The organism is Gracilimonas sp. (assembly GCF_031581265.1).
In the GTDB taxonomy this organism is placed as follows: domain Bacteria; phylum Bacteroidota; class Rhodothermia; order Balneolales; family Balneolaceae; genus Gracilimonas.
The window spans coordinates 24,304-42,036 of sequence record NZ_JAVLBQ010000011.1; the positions used below are offsets into that span (position 1 = coordinate 24,304).

At 42.0% G+C, this 17,733-nt stretch carries 14 protein-coding genes and 1 tRNA gene; 9 read left to right on the forward strand and 6 right to left on the reverse strand.

Going from position 1 to position 17,733, the window contains the following annotated elements; genetic code table 11:
* Positions 1 to 337 precede the first annotated feature (337 nt).
* The 4 genes from RI561_RS05945 to RI561_RS05960 all read left to right on the forward strand — a co-directional run bounded on the left by RI561_RS05945 (position 338) and on the right by RI561_RS05960 (position 6,528).
* Positions 338 to 1,987 carry a M28 family peptidase gene (locus RI561_RS05945; protein ID WP_395079313.1) on the forward strand — a complete coding sequence of 550 codons (1,650 nt, stop codon included), beginning with the start codon at positions 338 to 340 and terminating at the stop codon, positions 1,985 to 1,987.
* Positions 1,988 to 2,214: 227 nt separating this feature from the next.
* Positions 2,215 to 2,856, forward strand: coding sequence for a DsbA family protein (locus RI561_RS05950; protein ID WP_395079314.1), 642 nt, complete (start codon positions 2,215 to 2,217; stop codon positions 2,854 to 2,856).
* 531 nt (positions 2,857 to 3,387) lie between these two features.
* Positions 3,388 to 4,527, forward strand: coding sequence for a DUF2911 domain-containing protein (locus tag RI561_RS05955; RefSeq protein ID WP_395079315.1), 1,140 nt, complete (start codon positions 3,388 to 3,390; stop codon positions 4,525 to 4,527).
* Between the two features lie 123 nt (positions 4,528 to 4,650).
* Complete coding sequence (locus tag RI561_RS05960; RefSeq protein WP_395079316.1) at positions 4,651 to 6,528, forward strand: serine hydrolase domain-containing protein; 1,878 nt, start codon at positions 4,651 to 4,653, stop codon at positions 6,526 to 6,528.
* A 172-nt stretch (positions 6,529 to 6,700) separates the two neighbouring features.
* Here the strand turns inward: RI561_RS05960 and RI561_RS05965 are convergent, their stop codons facing one another.
* From RI561_RS05965 to cutA, 5 genes are all read right to left on the reverse strand, one after another.
* Positions 6,701 to 9,121, reverse strand: coding sequence for a T9SS type A sorting domain-containing protein (locus tag RI561_RS05965; RefSeq protein WP_395079317.1), 2,421 nt, complete (start codon positions 9,119 to 9,121; stop codon positions 6,701 to 6,703).
* A 175-nt stretch (positions 9,122 to 9,296) separates the two neighbouring features.
* Positions 9,297 to 10,301: a TolB family protein gene (locus RI561_RS05970; protein ID WP_395079318.1), complete on the reverse strand. Its 1,005-nt coding sequence runs from the start codon at positions 10,299 to 10,301 to the stop codon at positions 9,297 to 9,299.
* A 267-nt stretch (positions 10,302 to 10,568) separates the two neighbouring features.
* Positions 10,569 to 10,961: a DUF2784 domain-containing protein gene (locus RI561_RS05975; RefSeq protein WP_395079319.1), complete on the reverse strand. Its 393-nt coding sequence runs from the start codon at positions 10,959 to 10,961 to the stop codon at positions 10,569 to 10,571.
* A 9-nt stretch (positions 10,962 to 10,970) separates the two neighbouring features.
* Positions 10,971 to 11,735: an enoyl-CoA hydratase/isomerase family protein gene (locus tag RI561_RS05980; protein ID WP_395079320.1), complete on the reverse strand. Its 765-nt coding sequence runs from the start codon at positions 11,733 to 11,735 to the stop codon at positions 10,971 to 10,973.
* 84 nt (positions 11,736 to 11,819) lie between these two features.
* Positions 11,820 to 12,161, reverse strand: coding sequence for a divalent-cation tolerance protein CutA (gene cutA, locus RI561_RS05985; protein ID WP_395079321.1), 342 nt, complete (start codon positions 12,159 to 12,161; stop codon positions 11,820 to 11,822).
* Positions 12,162 to 12,316: 155 nt separating this feature from the next.
* Here cutA and RI561_RS05990 point away from each other — a divergent pair.
* The 5 genes from RI561_RS05990 (at position 12,317) to RI561_RS06010 (ending at position 17,119) form a co-directional block, all read left to right on the forward strand.
* Positions 12,317 to 12,400 (forward strand) — tRNA-Leu (locus tag RI561_RS05990).
* Between the two features lie 68 nt (positions 12,401 to 12,468).
* Entirely contained in the window at positions 12,469 to 13,764 is a 1,296-nt protein-coding gene (gene tig, locus RI561_RS05995) for a trigger factor (RefSeq protein WP_395079322.1), read from the forward strand.
* A gap of 18 nt (positions 13,765 to 13,782) precedes the next feature.
* Positions 13,783 to 14,436 (forward strand): ATP-dependent Clp endopeptidase proteolytic subunit ClpP, encoded by a 654-nt coding sequence (gene clpP / locus RI561_RS06000; RefSeq protein WP_395079323.1) that lies wholly within the window; start codon positions 13,783 to 13,785, stop codon positions 14,434 to 14,436.
* A gap of 28 nt (positions 14,437 to 14,464) precedes the next feature.
* Positions 14,465 to 15,718 carry an ATP-dependent Clp protease ATP-binding subunit ClpX gene (clpX, locus tag RI561_RS06005; RefSeq protein ID WP_395079324.1) on the forward strand — a complete coding sequence of 418 codons (1,254 nt, stop codon included), beginning with the start codon at positions 14,465 to 14,467 and terminating at the stop codon, positions 15,716 to 15,718.
* Between the two features lie 66 nt (positions 15,719 to 15,784).
* Complete coding sequence (locus RI561_RS06010) at positions 15,785 to 17,119, forward strand: ATP-binding protein (RefSeq protein ID WP_395079325.1); 1,335 nt, start codon at positions 15,785 to 15,787, stop codon at positions 17,117 to 17,119.
* On the opposite strand, the gene RI561_RS06015 is transcribed toward RI561_RS06010, so the two are convergent.
* Entirely contained in the window at positions 17,106 to 17,681 is a 576-nt protein-coding gene (locus tag RI561_RS06015) for a sigma-70 family RNA polymerase sigma factor (protein ID WP_395079326.1), read from the reverse strand. The two genes, RI561_RS06010 and RI561_RS06015, sit on opposite strands and share 14 nt — an antisense overlap.
* Between the last annotated feature and the right edge of the window lie 52 nt (positions 17,682 to 17,733).

Here is a 17,733-nt window from a genome sequence, read left to right on the forward strand (position 1 = left end):
TCGTTATCACTCCGCCAGGGAAAGAGGACGCCTTGGTGAATTTTTTAGTCGGTTACCCTCGTTACACTCGTTGTGGCGGCTCCGCTCCGCAATGGGTGCAGGAGACTCCGCCTCAAATTATTAGAAATTTCTCCGGCTGAACCATGATTTATTGGATTAAGCGATGTGCTTGATTTATCCCACTCCATCATAGAAATCCTCCCATCAAGAAAATCATGGTTAAACATGCTGCTATTACAAGATTCGTTGATCGGAGCATTATACAAAACCATCCTTTTATTGTTCCGCATTTGTGCATTATCTTCCTTCTACATTTCCGATAACAAATTCACACTGTATGAAATCTTCATTTGTCCTTCTAACCATTTTATTACTTTTAGCCGGCTGCCAAAGTCCTGCTGAAAAAGCGGCTCAATCCATCGAAAAAGAAGCTATGCTTCAGCATATTGAAACCCTGTCCGATGATGACTTTATGGGTCGAGCAACTGGGACAGAAGGTGAAGAAATGACCGTCGAATATTTGGTTGAACAGTTTGAAGAAATGGGTGCTCAGCCCGGTGTAAATGGAGAACGTTATGTGCAGGAATTTCCACTTCTGGGTCAGCAAACTTCTAACGCTGAGATGTCGGTTTCTACTGATGGACGCACCCCTTTCGCTCTTCAATATTTTGATGAATTCATGGCCTGGCCGGCAAATCAGGCAGAACGAGTGGAGGTCGAGAACGCAGAATTGGTGTATGTAGGGTATGGAATTCAGGCTCCGGAAGAGCAGTGGGATGATTATAAAGACATGGATATGTCCGGCAAAATCCTGGTTTTCAAAAACAACGATCCGGAATATGACCCCGAACTTTTTGCCGGCAATGCACGACTCTATTACGGACGCTATGATTACAAATACGAAAAAGCCAAAGAACTGGGAGCTTTAGGGGCCATCATCATTCATACCGATGAGACAGCCGGTTATGGCTGGAATGTCGTTTCTAATAGCTGGAGTCGCGAGCGGTTTACACTTAAAGGAGAGGGAGATACCTCAAATTCCCCAACCAAATTTAATGGCTGGATGACCTACCAAACTTCTCAGCTACTTTTTGAGGAAGCGGGATTGAATTTGGAGGAACAGATGGAAGCAGCCGACAGTCCTGATTTTGAACCGGTTGAACTTAGCGGAGTCCGAATGAATGTCAGCATGAATGCCGATTACCGTGAAATCATGGCCAAAAACGTAATCGCTGAAATTAAAGGCAGTGACGAAAATATCAATGACGAATACTTGCTGCTTACGGCACATCATGACCATTTGGGTATCACAACGCCCATTGAGGCCGACTCCATCAACAACGGTGCTTCCGATAATGCCGCCGGGGTAAGTGCTTTGCTGGAAATGATGGAGGCCTATAAATCCATTCAGGGCGAAATTGAACGAAGCGTACTGGCCGTGGTGGTTGGTGCGGAAGAAGTGGGCTTACTGGGATCTCAGTATTGGGCACAAAACCCCACCGTGGAGCCGGGCAAAGTTACGGCCAACATCAACCTGGATGGTATGAATGTATATGGGGAAACGCAGGATGTAGTGGTAGTTGGATATGGCCGCACCACGCTCAGCGATTTACTGGAAGAAGAAGCTGCCAAACAAGGCCGAACCGTTAAACCGGATCCTTATCCCGAGCGAGGCTATTTCTACCGGTCTGATCATTTTAATATGGCCAAAGTGGGAATACCTGCAATTTTCCCAAATCCGGGAACGGAATATATTGGGAAGGGTGAAGACTTTTTAGCCCTGCGAGACAGTGTTGCCGATGCCAACTATCATACCGTAAATGATGAGATCAATGAATACTGGGATTTAGCCGGAGCCGAACTCGATACCCGCCTCTTTTTCATGACCGGCTTCAGAGCCCTTAATGCCCCCGAACTCCAGTCCTGGAAACCGGGCGATGAATTTGAAGCCAAGAGACTTGAGATGCTGGACCAGGTGGCACAGTAATAAAAGAATCTCTGTTGTCACTCTGAGCGCATCATAATTTTCAAATACTTCCGATGTATAACGCGAAGAGTCTCAAACTAAGCATAACATCATAGCTAATTCATGCTTTGAGATCCTGTTCCATGATTATAGCGGCTTCGCTTTCGATTCATTCTGTAAGATTAGCCACATAATGAACATTATTCCTTTCAAATAAGTTATTGGATTACAACAAAATAAACAGCACTATGAAAATTGAAATTTGGTCGGATGTGGTTTGCCCGTTTTGTTATATCGGCAAGCGACACCTGGAAAAAGCCTTAGAACAACTCCCGGATATAGAGCCTGAAATTACCTGGAAAAGTTTCGAGGTCGACCCTAATGCGCCGGTACATTCTGATCTTGATATTTATGACACCCTCGCCAAAAAATACGGCCGCGACCGTGACTGGGCAAAGCAAATGAATGATAATATGGTTCAAATGGCCGATAAAGCCGGACTCACTTTCAACATGGACCAGGTTCAACCCACTAATTCCTTTAATGCCCATCAGCTCATTCACTTGGCCAATGAGCAGGGCAAGCAGGATGAGATGAAAGAGGCTTTGTTAAAAGCTTATTTCGAAGAAGGCAAACATGTTGGGCATAAGGAAACATTGACCGAAATTGGGAAGTCCGTCGGACTTAACAGCAAAGATATTGAAACGGTGTTGAATGAGAATACCTATTCAAACCAAGTGGTGAGCGACGTGGAAGAAGCTCATCGTATTGGGGTTCAGGGCGTTCCATTTTTCTATATCAACGACAAATACGGATTATCCGGTGCCCAACCGGTTGAGGTTTTTGTGGAAGCACTTACTGAGATTAATGAAGAAAAAGTGATTTCTTAGTTTCAATACAAATAAATATGAATTTGAAATAAGCTTTAAGAAATTTTCATCCTTTTAGATGTTAGATAATTGGAATTGGAAACTATTTTAAGTGAGAGGATACCCTGAAAGGGTTACATATGAATAGCCCCGTCCGCAGGGCGGGGTAAATGGGTTCAACTAAAAAACCCAAGGCTCGTTGGTTTCAACGTTGAGTTGGGTTTCGCAGGGTTGCGGCAAGACAGTCCTAAAAGAAATGGTTGCCCAAGCTTCGTTAACCCACAGATGTTAAAATCACCTTTCGGGCGAAGCTTTGTTTTTTATTCTACTAATTTACCCCGGACTGCTTCCATGCTGTCGCATTTCATTGTCCGGGGCTATTCATATGTGGTCCTTTCAGGACCTTTTAATTGCAAAAACTGTCCTCGAATTATCTAACATCTACAAAAGTGATAACCAACATTCATTATTTGCAAACTTTATAACTCAAAAATTGCTGAATAAAGCTTTTTAAGCTAGATTTTAATACTAACTCAAACAATTTATAGGATTATGAAAAACGTATTAATTACACTATTTGCAGTCGCACTTTTCGCTGCCTGCAGTACTTCTGATACCACAGAAAATGCTGCTTTTGTTACCATGTTGGGCAGCGACACCCTGGCGGTTGAGCAATTTCAAAAAACAGATACCAGTATTGCCGCCCAAGTCATTTTGCGAAGTCCCGAAACCAGGTTCTCTACGTATCTGCTTGATTGGGATGAAAATGGCGGTATCGAGGAAATGGCCCGCACCGATTATCCGGCCTCAACAGGTTTTGCCGGGGAAGGGAATATTGTTCAAACGATTATCAGAGATGGTGACAGCCTGAATATTGAAATTACTCGCGATGAGGAGCGCATTTCCTATAAAGCTCCTTACGAAGAAGGCGTACTTCCATTCATTGACATGGTACACTGGCCATTTGAAATCGCCTTTAATAATGCCGTGGAAACCGGACAGGATACGGTAAATCAGCCGTTATTAAGCGGAAAGCGTATTTCTAACTTTGTCATTGCAGCTATTGAGGGAGATTCCATGACTATCCGTCATCCGTTTCGTGGAGTGATGGGAGTGAACGTAAGTCCCGAAGGCAACCTCGAACACCTTGATGCCGGCCTGACTACCCGGAAACTGAAAGTGTACCGCCACGATGCTCTTGATATGGATGCTTTAAGTGAACGTTTTTCTTCTAATCCCATTGGGGAATTATCCGGTGCTGTCAGTACGGAGTTTTCTTTTGGCGGAACCAATTTCAGAGTGGATTACGGTTCACCTAAAAAGCGGGATCGGGTACTCTTTGGAAATATTGTTCCCTACGGTGAAGTTTGGAGAACCGGTGCAAATCGCGCCACCCACTTTTATACATCCAATGATTTAACCTTTGGAGACCTTGAAGTGCCGGCCGGAGAATATACGCTATTCACTATCCCGGAAGAAGATGGCGGCACGCTGATTATTAACAGCGAAACCGGACAAAATGGAAATTCTTATGATGAAAGTCAGGACCTTGGCCGGGTTTCAATGAACGTTAACACCAAGGAAGATGTAACGGAAGCCTTCACCATCACGGTAGAAGAAACCGATGAAGGCGGACGAATTAACCTGATTTGGGGAAATACCGTTTATTACCGGGATTTTGAGATCCACTAACGATTTGTAATGCATCCATAATTAAGCCCTTTGAACTTGACGGTTCAAAGGGCTTTTTTGTTTTGACAAAAGTGTAACTTCTTTTACCTGTTTTTCCGTATGCAGATTAAAAAATTGACCGCCATGAAACGTATTATCACTTTCTTCTTTCTTTTAGGATGCTTCCTGTTAACCAATACAGCCTTTGGGCAAACCCATCCCGCTTTTGATCAGGAACAAAGAACCGCTCTTTTAGACACCCTTGAAAAAGTGAGAACGGATCTCGGCATCCCCGGAATTGGAATCGCTTTGGTTGCCGGTGATTCTGTGGCATGGTCGGGCGGTGTGGGTTTCGCAAACACAGAAACCCAACAACCGGTGACGGCTTCAACTATGTTTCGGGCCGGGTCGGTATCCAAAACCTTTGTGGCTTTGGCTATCATGAAGTTGGCAGAAGAGGGAAAGATTTCTCTGGACAGCAACGTGTCTGACATTGCCCCTGAAGTGGAGATCAACAATGCCTGGAGTGATGAAGCGCACATCAAAGTTGCCCATCTTTTGGAGCACACCGCCGGTTTCGACGACATGCACTTCAGTATGGTGCATAACTATGAAGATGACTATCTCTTTCCCCTTAACGAAGCCTTTGACGAAAACCCTAAGGCTTTCAAGTCACGCTGGAAGCCGGGCACCCGATACGCGTATTCAAACCCGGGCTATGCCCTCGCAGGATACCTTGTTGAAAAAGTGACGGGGGAAACTTTTGAGGAATACGTTCAACGGGAAATCCTTAATCCTCTTGGAATGAATAATTCAAGTTTCTTAAAAACAGATGAAGTTGTTTCGGAACTGGCCATGGGATATTTGGGAGAGAATAAAGAAGCACTCTACCAAAACATTTACTATCGCCCGGCCGGGGCCTTACATACCAGTCCTGAGGAATTAGCGAAGCTGGTTCGCTTTTTGCAAAATCCGAACGATTCAAATCTTGCTTTTGCAACCGACTCTCTTATCCAGCGCATGGAGTATCCGAAAACCACATTGGCTGCTAAAAAGGGATTAAGAAACGGGTATGGCTTAGGGATTTCCACCACAGAAAACAAAGGCTTTATCTGGCACGGACATGATGGGGGTATTGATGGGTTCGTCAGCTCTTATGCATATAGCGATGATCCTGAAATCGGTTTTGTGATTCTTATTAACTCCACGGGAGGAAGTTTTATGACTCCGGTGAGGAACATCATCCGGGATTTTATGCTTCAGGATTCGGAGCCTATGGACAAAATCACAGATGAACCCCAGCCTGAACTGTACCGCGAATTTTCCGGCTATTATCGTGCTGCCAATCCCCGAAATCAACTGCTTGGCTTTTTAACGTACCTGTTTGAAGGACGGAATTTCAGCGTCCAAGATGATACGCTCTATTCACAGGGCTTTTTACAAGCCGAGGTTCCTTTAGTTCCGGCCGGTGAGCAACTGCTCAGAAATGAAAACCGCCACACTGCCAATGCCATTTTGATGGAAAGTGAAGATCTCGGAAAGGCTATTCAGATTGATAATATCTTTTATCAAAAAGATTCGCCGGTAAAAATTTACCTTGCCCGACTCGGTTTCTTTTGGAGTTTCTTTGTGATTGGCCTTGTCGGTCTTGTGAGTCTTTTTTGGTTGCCGTTTGAGCTGTATCGACTTGTCAGTTCTTCCCGGAAAGCCTTTCCTGCAATTTCTATGATTACCTTTCCCTTTTTGGCTTCGCTGTGTATACCGGCCATTATTGGGTTCGCCTACCTGCTTGAATTTCCAACCATTGGCATGGCTACTGTTCCGTCGGTCATGATTACCCTCTGTTCCTTAGGCTTTGCCGTGTTTTCCATATTAAGCGGTTATGCTACCTATCTGGCCTTTAAAGAGGATATCTCTCGCTGGTTGTTAGGCGTTTACAGCCTGTTGTCAATCACATTGATCGGCTTTATCATTTTTATGGGCTACTGGAACCTGATTGGGATCAGGCTTTGGGTTTATTAAGGTCAATGATTGTTCTTTATCCCTCGTTTCGGTGGCTCTGCTCCGCAATGCTTGCAGGGGGATCCGCCTCAAAATATCGGTAATGTATCCGGCTCGTTAACCAATCTGATCTTTATAGAAAAAGCCCACGCAAAATACGTGGACTTTAAAGAACTGAACGTCTATTCGCTGCCTATTTAATAAGCTGCATCTTCAACTCATCGGTAAACGCTTTACCTGATGTTCCAACAGCTTGCATGCGGGCAATATATACGCCGCTTGAAAGGCCGGAGCCGTCAAATTCTACCTGATGAAAGCCCGCCTGCATGGTCTTATTGGTTAGCGTTGCCACTTGCTGCCCCATTATGTTGTACACCTGTATGCTTACCTCCGCCTGTTCACGCAAAGCAAACTTAACCTGGGTGGACGGGTTAAACGGGTTCGGGTAGTTTTGCTGCAAGGCAAACTCCTCCGGAGTGGCATCCGTTATTTCCGGGCGTTGTTTGTGTTGGGAGATACCGTCTATCCACTGCGTATAACCCGACAACCCGGATGCTGCACTATCGGTACTAACGGCTTTAACTGCATACCTCCATTCATAAATATGTTGCATGGGATTCATGAACAAGTTGGTATCTGTGTAGGAACTGGAGGTAGAGGATGCGAGGAGGGTTTCCGGGAAAATAATCCCATCGCTTATCCGCTTTTTCTGGCGCCAAACTTCATAGTAACCAATATAGGGCTCCGGGTTATCATCCCAGTCTATATTGGGGTTACTAAAACCGGTTGGGTTGGTGATGGTGACATTGGTTGGGGATGAGGGGGCTGGAAATGAAGGCGCTGTTATCCCATGATTTTGAGCTGCATCAATAATTTCATCCGCATGTGCACCATAATAAAGAATTTGATCTGCATTCATCATATTTTGCATGAATTCATCAAATGTATCCGCTTGAGGAGTGAGTTGCAGCGCCTTAAATACAAGTTTGTCTGCTATAGTTGATCCAACCTCTTCTCGTACATCCCAAGCAGCACCGCCAATAACCTGACCATTCCAGTGTACTGGATCAAATGCAAATTCATCATAGCTAAAATTATTATCTAATGTTCTAGTACCACCTACACTTTCTGCGTGATCAGGATCGTTTGTGAGCGTAGAGGCAAAATAATCTGCAATGCCTTCATCTATTGATGTTCGGACTCCACCACCGGTCCAACCATCATAAATATGATGAATGACATTATGTGTATACTCGTGATAAACGACATCACTAGCTTGTGCCCATTTTTCTCCATCTTGAGAACCAAACATAATCTTCGTCCCATCGGCTGAGCCATTGGTTCCGGAACCAAAATTTATTGCAGCCTCCATCTGATAATCCATTCCATTATAGTTATGACTGTTTTTAAAATAATCATGGATTAAGGTCACATGATATTTTACATTTGAGGCATCTCCTGCACCAAAATCGGCATTTACTTGTACACTTGATCCTGGGGTATATGAATGTACTTGTTTAATAGGTTCTGTATTTATTGGATTAACGATAGTTTGGTCTTTTTCTGTAACTTTTACCCAATCATTTTGAAGAGGAATGTGAATGTAATGTGTTGAAAAAGAGGAAGTATAATTTATTGAATAATCGCCGTTGCTATCCGAATCTCCCTGATCAAGTGGCCGACCAATCGAGTCATACACTTTTATCCCAGTTATCTCAAAATTAGTACTTACAGGAGTATCAGAATAATCCTCTGGAAAATAATCACCTGTAACAGTTCCGTTAACATTATAATTTAGGATTAATTTTTGTTGTGTGTGTACCTGTAAGATATCTGTATTTGATTTAGATGTGGTTGTATCTGTTTTAATAGAAATATATTTATCAGACCTTTTCGGAACTGAAGTATTATCTTTTGAAATTTCCTGCTCAGCCAAGTAATTTAAATGCTCTACTATTTTTCCATTTGTAGCATCCACAAAATAAACCCAATTTTTTAATTGCTTCCGTGAAGATAAATGCACTTTCCATGTTAGGTAAAAAGTTATAACACTGTCTTCGATCATTGGATATATGGTTAGTGTACCAGGCTCCAATATTTGAGAGGAATCTGCCCCAAATGCATTTTGTGCCGTTTGTAGTGCCGCCTGTTTTGAAACTTTGGGAGTTTTAGGGACCTCAATATCTTGATAAGTATCTGTCCCTAAAGCTACAATATCTCCACTTTGGTCAACAGTGTATCCAATTTGAGTCCCTAATACCGGAATATCATTGACTGTTTGCTGATATGAAACAAACCATAATTGACCATCGGTATCAACTTTTCGAAGTTTTACCTCATTAGGATCAATCTTAAGAATGTCCTTGTAATCAAAAAAGAGTTTTGATGACAGGGTTTGTATAGATGATTTAGTTAGCCCTTCTCGTTGAATACCTAAAAGGCTAATATTTGGCATTTGTCCATACACCCGTTGAGAAAAATCTGTGCTCGAATTTGTGTGTACAATTAAATGGTTTCCGTATTTATCAATTACGGGTTTTCTTGCTTCCTGAGCTACAGACAAGGTTGTCATTATCAGTGCAATTATAGCTGTACCAATTATACTTTTGTTCATAATTTGTTACCTTTAATTTTTATTTTTGGTGATTAGCCCGAATTATTTTGTAGATATAAAAAGCCCTTGCAGGATGTAATATCCTGGAATGAATATCCCGGGCCGGGGATTTATTTTTTCCTGCTATGCAGGGACAAGGGCTTTCTTTATTATTTGTTGCTTTTTTTGATTAGTATCACCTCCTCCAGCTTTGTGCTTGAAGAAATACATCTTTAAAGGGTGTGATATTTTTCACACCTGTTCCATCAGCATTTATTATAAATATTCTGTGTCCATCAGCATTCTGATTATAACAGTCTAACAGAATTTGTTTATTGTCCTGAGACCACGCGATTGGTGCAGAAAATTGACACATTCCGTTGGTTAGATTAGACCGTCTTGTTCCATCTGAATTTATTATATAAACATCTCGGTTTTGGCTTTTGTTTACATATATATATGCAATTTTACTTTCACTTTGAGAATAAGCAGGATGTTGCCATTTTTCTCCAGGTTCTCCCCAAGATTTCAAAATTTCTCCATCCAAATCTACAAGCACTAATCTTGTGTACTGGATCCCCTGCCCACTGGAATCCTGTGCAGAGTAATCAACTACTACACCCCAGAAAGCGTCACTATCACTTGACCAATCATAAGTTCCTTCGGTAAGGTCAATAGTCTTTGTGATTCTCTTTTCGTTAGTTCCATCTAAATTAATCAGGAATACGTCATAATTACCAAATGATTCAGGTGCCATAAGCCTTGAAAAAATTATCTTTTTAGAATTAGGCTTCCAAGTTATCCCCAATGCTCCCGCATAGTTTAAAGCTCCCCTTACAGAGTCCTGTACAGTTATCCATTGTGGTGTTAGCTGATATCGATTGCTCCCATCCGCATCCATAATAAAAACAGCACGCCTGTACTCTGAGTAATCATTTGAGTCTCCCACCTCAGAAATGACCGCGATCTTTTGCCCATCCGGAGACCATTTGGCTTCATAGATAGGAAAGTTTGGATCATTGGTCAGTTGTGTAATGTTATTTCCGTCTTCGTCCATGCTATATAATTGGTTGGTACCACTCTCATCAGAAATAAATAGAATGGGTCCTGCATCAAATGTTTTATCATCACTTTCCAACACACCACAGCCAGAAAACAGAAACACTGTACCAAATAAAATAAGCTGTATTACTTTTTTCATACTTCTCTTATCTATTTTTTTTTTGACTTTAGATCTATGTAATAGAGTCATAACTTAGCCAAATGTTACAAAATAATTTCAGATTTTTTTTATTTGTTGCCACAATGAGGTCTCGCTAAAAAAGATTTTTAAAGCAAAAAACCAAGTGTTTTTTCCAGCATATTTGCTCCAAAATGTCCAAAGAACGCTTTCGGGAGAGTCAACTTTAGCCCTTTTTTCGTAGCCAAGAACTTTTGGTTCTTTTGTCGGCACAAAAGAACAACACCGCTACTGACTTTTCCGCGTCTGCCAATCTCTGTAATTCAAAAAGATGGAAATGAGAAAAGCCCCAACTCCCAATCCTGCCACCAATACATCTACTACCAATGAATCCCAGCTAAACCAGAAAATTTGATCTAAATAATATTTGATGTAGGAAAGAGGCAAATCCGTCTCTCCAAGCTTTCGTTTTATCTGCCAGTGCCAATCGGTGCAGGGACAATATCCCCAGCCGTAGAAAAAGCCGAGTCCAACCCAAGAGAAAATGGTAGCAGAAATAACGTATAGATGAAGCCGCCGGGTTTTTTGCCAAATCCAGCCGGTAAGATTAAATGCAATCAGGCTGAAGTGGAAGATTACAAAAAGGTAGTCCAGTGCGTGATATAAAAGCTGATCATCCATATTTTTGTTTTACTTCGATCTCTTCTTCATAAACTTTTCTACCCGGTTGATATGCTGCTCATCCACCCACAATTTTGAGAAAGGTTCTACTTCTGCATCCAGGGCTTCTTTACGGTTTGCTGCTGAATATCGGTCTGCGCCTTCTTTTATGATCTGAATGAACTTCCGGTCGTTTTTGGTCAGGTTTTCCGTCCATTCCAATACTTCTTTTTGCAATGACTCTCCTGGCAAAATATGCTCTATCAATCCATGTGCTAATACTTGGTGGGCATCCGTCACTACAGATTTCCCCAACCATTCCAGGGCTTTGGCTCTTCCCACTTTTTCTACCAGTCGGGTTAGTCCGCCCCAGCCGGGTACCAGGTAAAAGCGTCCCTGGGTAAACCCAAATTTCACCCCGGGTTTAGATAAACGAAAATCAAAAGCCAGCATGAGCTCTATGCCGCCACCGTAGGCGTCTCCGTTTACGACAGCTATTGTCCAACAGGGCAGTTGCTCTATCCGGAGCAATAAATCCTGCATTCGCTTTGCTTTGCCTACCGCCTTTTCTTTGGACTTAATAGTATGAAATTTTTTAAGGTCGCCACCCGACACAAAGAACTTTTCCCCGGCTCCACTTAAAATAAAAACCCTGATACGTTCGTCATTTTCTATTTCCTTGACCAAATCTTCCAGCTGTTGCATCACCTCAAAATCAATCGCGTTCAGGGCTTTGGGGCGATTGATGTTTGCCCATAAAATATGATCGGAAATTCGCTCTTTTTCTAACACCATGTTTTTCTTTTCAAAATAGAAAAATGAGAGATGTTTATATGTGAAAGTTTCTTTCGAAAATTTCAGAAATGGAGGAAAGTAAATCTATAATTTAAACGGCTGCTTTGAATTTTTCTCCAGCCAGTCGAGGTATTCTTCATTACCCTCATCTTCAGTGATAGTAAGTGAAATTACCGCAGGCACTTCATAACTGTGCATTTCTTTGATGCGCCGGGTCACTTTTTTAACTCGGGAGTAGTGTGTTTTTATGATAAGGACACACTCATTGTCTTCCTGTATTTCACCCTTCCATTTATAAATGGAATTCATCCCGTCTATAATATTGGCACAGGCAGCGAGGTTTTCCTCAACCAGTGCACGGCCAATCTTTCGGGCTTCTTCAATATCGGGCGTTGTAACGTAAATCAGACGTAAATTTCTATACATGATGATCTAAAATTCTTTATTTCAACACTCAATATCCAATTCTTTTTGACTATGATTTTCCTCCTTCAACCAAATGTAATTTGTCTGCCACTTTCTTGTTCAATTAGGTTGAATTCAGAAATTGAAACCTTTATCTTTGTAAGCTCTGAAATTTTGCGAGAGTGGCGGAATTGGTAGACGCGCTAGATTTAGGATCTAGTATCTTAACCGATGTGGGGGTTCGAGTCCCCCCTCTCGTACTCCTTCCCGGTAATACATTTTGAATACCGATTACTTACTGAATTAAAATAATTAAAGCGGAGAACACGTGGATATTTCTGTAGAAGAGATCACATCTGTAGATAAAGAAGTCACCCTAAAAGCCAATCGAGAAGATCTTCAAGAGGACTTCGACAAAGCTTACAAAAAATATAAAAACCAAATTCAGCTGCCGGGATTTCGTCCGGGTAAAGTTCCTATGGGAATCATTAAAAAGCGTTTTGGTGAAGAGATTGAGCAGGAAGAGATAAACAGTATTGTTCAAAATGTTTTTGAGAAAGAGGTTGTACCTGAGTATAACCCAATTGGCGAAACTGAAATGCTCGACTTCAATTGGGAGAACGACGAGCTGGAAGTGAAATTTAAAATCGGCTCAAAACCTGAAGTTGAAGTTGGTGATCTTGCCAAAATTGAAGTGAACAAAATGGTTCACGATGTGACCGATGAAGAGGTTGAAGAAGAAATTGAGCGTACCCTCGAGCGCCAAGGCAATTGGGAAGATGTTGATGAAGAAGCCACAGAAGATTCCAAGCTGCTCGTGGATGTCGTCACATTAGATGAAGAGGGTAACCCGGTTGAAGGTGAAATGGATGAAAATCAGGAAATAGACCTTCGTCAGGATGGCGCTGCTGAATTCCGCGGAGAACTGGTCGGCAAAAAGCCCGGCGACATCGTTGATATGGAAATGGGCGAAGGCGATGAAACCGATAGTTTCCGCGTGACCCTCAAGAAAGTTCAGAAGCTTCATAAAGCTGAATTGAATGACGAACTTATCGAAGAGCAAAGCAACGGCGAAGCGGATAACGAAGATGAATTCGGCAGTTATATCAAAAGCCGCATGCAAGAATATTATGACAAGACAGCTGAAGATTTATTTAAAAATGACGTAGCCGATGCGCTTGTTGAAGCTCATGATTTTGAAGTGCCTGAAACTTTTGTTGCTCAAATTCAAGGTTCTTATGTTGATCAACTGAAACAACAGCAAGGCGGGGAATTACCGGCCAACTTTGATGCTGAGCAGTACAAAGCCGGAATGAAGGACCGAGCAGTTCGGGAAGCCAAATGGTCATTTATCAGTCAACAACTTCAGGAAGAATTTGAAGATATCGAAATAAAGCCCGAAGATATTGACGAGCATTTAGCGGTACAGGCAGCTCAATACGGAATGCCTACCGACCAACTGAAGCAGTATTATGCGCAACAGCCCGAAATGCTAGAACAACTGCGAAGCAGTATTCGTGAAAATAAGGTGTTTGATATCCTACAGGATAAAGTTAAAATTAACGAAATAGGTAAAGACGCATACCGCGAACAGCAAGAAAAGAAAGACAAAAAGAATAACTAATTATTCAATCAGGAAGCCATGATTACTAAGCAACCCCTTTTTCAAGATCCTAATTTAGATTCTGTTCAACCGGTTCAAAACAACCTTGTTCCTATGGTTGTGGAAACAACCAGCCGGGGCGAGCGTGCTTATGATATTTACTCTCGTCTTTTAAAAGATCGTATCGTCATCCTCGGAACTCCGGTTAACGATGCCGTTGCAAGTTCTATAATGGCTCAGCTGCTTTTCCTGGAAAGTGAAGATCCTGAGAAGGATATCCAGTTTTATATAAATAGTCCTGGTGGCGTTGTTTCAGCAGGGTTGGCTATTTATGATACCATCCAGCATATCAAATGTGATGTGGCTACCATCTGCATGGGGATGGCTGCAAGTATGGGTGCAGTGCTGTTAACGGCCGGAACTAAAGGCAAAAGAAGCTGTCTTCCACATGCCCGCGTTATGATTCACCAGCCATTGGGCGGTACTCAGGGACAAGCCAGCGATATTGAAATTGAAGCCCGCGAAATAATCCGTGTTAAAAAGGAATTGGGACAAATTATAGCCGACCACAGTGACAACGATGTGGAAAAGGTATTAGAAGATTCTGACCGTAACAAATGGATGACGGCCGATGAAGCTAAAGACTACGGATTAGTTGACAATGTGATTGAAAAATCCAAAAATTCTAAATAATCCGCATTTTCATTAAATTAAGCTTGGTATGAGCAAGAAAGATAAAAACAGCGATATTGTACACTGTTCATTTTGCAGTCGCTCCAGCCTGGAAGTGAACAGCATGGTGGCCGGTCCCGGAGTTTATATTTGTGATCGATGTGTGGAAGATGCCTCAAGCATCATTGAAAGTGATTTAGCTTCCCTTGCACGTCGAAGAGAGAAAAGCTATAAGCCCCTTCTGAAGCCCGTAGAGATTAAAAGTAAGCTTGATGATTATGTAATAGGGCAAGAACTGGCTAAAAAAACCTTATCCGTAGCCGTTTATAATCATTACAAACGAATTTCTTCCGAAAATACTGATCTGGATGACACTCAAATAGAGAAATCAAATATCATGCTGCTGGGGCCTACCGGTAGCGGTAAAACCCTGCTGGCCCGTACATTGGCTCGTATTATTGACGTCCCTTTTACTATTGCTGATGCTACTGTTTTAACGGAAGCGGGTTATGTGGGTGAAGATGTGGAAAGTATTCTAAGTAACCTCCTGCAATCGGCCGATTATGATGTAGAACGTGCCCGTCGCGGAATCGTCTATATTGATGAGGTGGATAAAGTAGCTCGCAAAAGTGACAATCCCTCCATAACCCGTGATGTTAGTGGTGAAGGTGTACAGCAGGCTTTGTTGAAAATTCTGGAAGGTACTGTTGCTAACATTCCGCCAAAAGGAGGACGCAAGCATCCTGAACAAAGTTTTATTCAGCTGGATACGGCAGATATTTTATTTATTGTAGGCGGAGCCTTCTCCGGGCTGGAAGATATTATTTCTCGTCGATTGTCGACCAGCGTTATGGGCTTCAATACCACTGAGCAGGTTAAATTCAACAAAGAAGACCCTGCCATTTTCACGCATGTGGAACCGGAAGATCTGCAGCATTATGGGTTGATTCCGGAATTGATTGGTCGGCTTCCCGTTATCTCGGGTCTCCATGAACTTTCTGATGATGCTATGCTTGAAATTTTGACCAAGCCTAAAAATGCCCTCGTTAAACAGTACACCAAGTTGTTTGACATGGAAGATGTTGAACTGGAAATTGAAAAAGAAGCACTTGAGGCTATCGTCAAAAAGGCCAAGGCACGCAAGACCGGTGCCCGCGGTTTACGTTCCATTATGGAAGCTTCCATGCTTGATATTATGTTTACACTTCCATCCATGAAGAATATTGCCCGATGTGTAATTACAAAAGATACCATTGAGAAAGAAGCTCCCCCGGTTTACGAAAAACAAAAAGCTTCAGCTTAAATACACCGCCTGTCTATTTAAAAGACAGGCTTTTTTATTTTTGCCCAAAATGAGTACCCTTCATTCATGAAACTTCTTCTCCCTTCAAATAGAATTAAGGTTATACTGATATTCCTTCTCATCTTTTTGGGCATTGGCTCTATTGCATATAATCAGTATCTCGTTTCAAAAATATTGGAACAGGAACGAGCCAGTGTACAACTGTGGACTAAGGGAATTGAGTTCAACAGCCAGCTTGTGAATGAAGAAGCTTCAACAAAACTGCTTAATGCCATTCGGATTTTAGAGGGTATTGAAGAGGTACCTGATACCGTAATTCGCATGATTGAAGATGCAGAAGCGGCTAAAGGAAGTAATGATTTTGTTGCCGAAGAGATTATCGTTCAGGACCGATTTAACATACCAACCGTTATGTTAGACTCTAATGACATGCTACTTGGTTTCAAAAATATTGATTCTCTTCGAATGCAAACGCAGAAGGGTACACAAGAAGTTATTCGTGAACTTAAAGGAATGAATCCTCCAATAGAATTTGTAATCGGAGATAAAAATCGGCAAATAACCCAATTTGTGCATTATGGAGAAAGCCCTACCGTGCAAATGTTGCGCTATTTTCCATACATCCAGTTCATTCTACTGGGATTACTTCTTGGCATCGGCTATACAACCTATCGAAGTATAACCCGGTCAGAACAATCAAATTTATGGGTTGGAATGGCTAAGGAAGCTGCACATCAACTGGGGACCCCTATTTCGAGTTTATATGGTTGGCTGCAACTCCTTAAAGACGAATATAGGTATGAAGAAACGGCTGTCAATATTGCGAATGAAATTGAAAAGGATATTCAGCGGTTGAGGGGAGTTGCCGAGCGGTTTGGAAAAATTGGTTCTGAGCCGGAGTTGAAAGAAATAGAGATTGCTCCCATCCTTGAGCAAGTCATGAGCTATATGGAACGTCGCTTGCCAAGGCTTGGTAAAGCGATTGAAGTTCGAAAAGACCTTCAAGCCGCAGCTACAGTTAAAGCCAACCCTGAGTTACTGCAGTGGGCAATCGAAAACCTGGTTAAAAATGCCATGGATTCTCTCCGGGAGTCAAAAGGCGAAACCTACATTGCTATTTCATCCAAAGTACAAGAGGGAGAAGTCATAATTGACATAGAAGATTCCGGAAGTGGTATAGATATCAAAAATGTGAAAAATATTTTCAGGCCGGGTTTCAGCACCAAAAAAAGAGGGTGGGGACTTGGGCTAAGCCTGACTAAACGAATCATAGAAGAATATCATGAAGGAAGTATATTCGTACTTCGATCTGAGTTGGATGAGGGGACTACTATGCGACTTACACTGAAAACATTGGGGAAGAAAAGTAACGTTCCTATACAAACGGTTAGTCGCCAGTAAAGCCTCGCTTCTTGGCATATTCGAGTAACTCTGTCTTCAATAAATTCCGGCCCCGGTGTAACCTCGAACGAATAGTTCCAATAGGAACATCAAGCATATTTGCTATTTCTTCATAGGTATAGCCATCTACATCACAAAGCAATACTACCGTTCTGAAATCTTCCGGTAACCTTGTTAACGCCTCAGAAAGGTCATCGTCCATCATCTCACGAAACATCAGGCTTTCTAAATCTGAAGTTTCTGTTCGTTCAGCCCGCACTGATTCGTAGTAGGATGAAACTTCGTCATAATCTACTTGAGACGGTTTCTTTGATTTCTTACGATAATTGTTGATGAACGAATTTTTTAAAATCCTAAACATCCACGCCTTCGCATTGGTACCCTTTTCGTAACTGCTAAAAAATCGATAAGCTTTTACAATCGTATCTTGTACAAGATCTTCGGCATCGTTTGGATCTGTTGTTAATCGAAGGGCAAAGTTATACAACGCATCCATGTGAGGTATGATCTCTTCATCAAAATCCTTTTGTTTCTGTATTTCATCCCTCGTTAACTGAGACATTAAACCATCCCTTTTCGTAAATAAAAATATAATTCTGTTTTATTGACTAATA

Excerpts from the sequence above, each read along its gene's own strand:
- RI561_RS05945 (WP_395079313.1), top strand. The coding sequence starts at position 338 with ATGAAATCTTCATTTGTCCTTCTAACCATTTTATTACTTTTAGCCGGC.
- RI561_RS05950 (WP_395079314.1), top strand. The coding sequence starts at position 2,215 with ATGAAAATTGAAATTTGGTCGGATGTGGTTTGCCCGTTTTGTTATATC.
- RI561_RS05955 (WP_395079315.1), top strand. The coding sequence starts at position 3,388 with ATGAAAAACGTATTAATTACACTATTTGCAGTCGCACTTTTCGCTGCC.
- RI561_RS05960 (WP_395079316.1), top strand. The coding sequence starts at position 4,651 with ATGAAACGTATTATCACTTTCTTCTTTCTTTTAGGATGCTTCCTGTTA.
- RI561_RS05965 (WP_395079317.1), bottom strand. The coding sequence starts at position 9,121 with ATGAACAAAAGTATAATTGGTACAGCTATAATTGCACTGATAATGACA.
- RI561_RS05970 (WP_395079318.1), bottom strand. The coding sequence starts at position 10,301 with ATGAAAAAAGTAATACAGCTTATTTTATTTGGTACAGTGTTTCTGTTT.
- RI561_RS05975 (WP_395079319.1), bottom strand. The coding sequence starts at position 10,961 with ATGGATGATCAGCTTTTATATCACGCACTGGACTACCTTTTTGTAATC.
- RI561_RS05980 (WP_395079320.1), bottom strand. The coding sequence starts at position 11,735 with ATGGTGTTAGAAAAAGAGCGAATTTCCGATCATATTTTATGGGCAAAC.
- cutA (WP_395079321.1), bottom strand. The coding sequence starts at position 12,161 with ATGTATAGAAATTTACGTCTGATTTACGTTACAACGCCCGATATTGAA.
- clpP (WP_395079323.1), top strand. The coding sequence starts at position 13,783 with ATGATTACTAAGCAACCCCTTTTTCAAGATCCTAATTTAGATTCTGTT.
- clpX (WP_395079324.1), top strand. The coding sequence starts at position 14,465 with ATGAGCAAGAAAGATAAAAACAGCGATATTGTACACTGTTCATTTTGC.
- RI561_RS06010 (WP_395079325.1), top strand. The coding sequence starts at position 15,785 with ATGAAACTTCTTCTCCCTTCAAATAGAATTAAGGTTATACTGATATTC.
- RI561_RS06015 (WP_395079326.1), bottom strand. The coding sequence starts at position 17,681 with ATGTCTCAGTTAACGAGGGATGAAATACAGAAACAAAAGGATTTTGAT.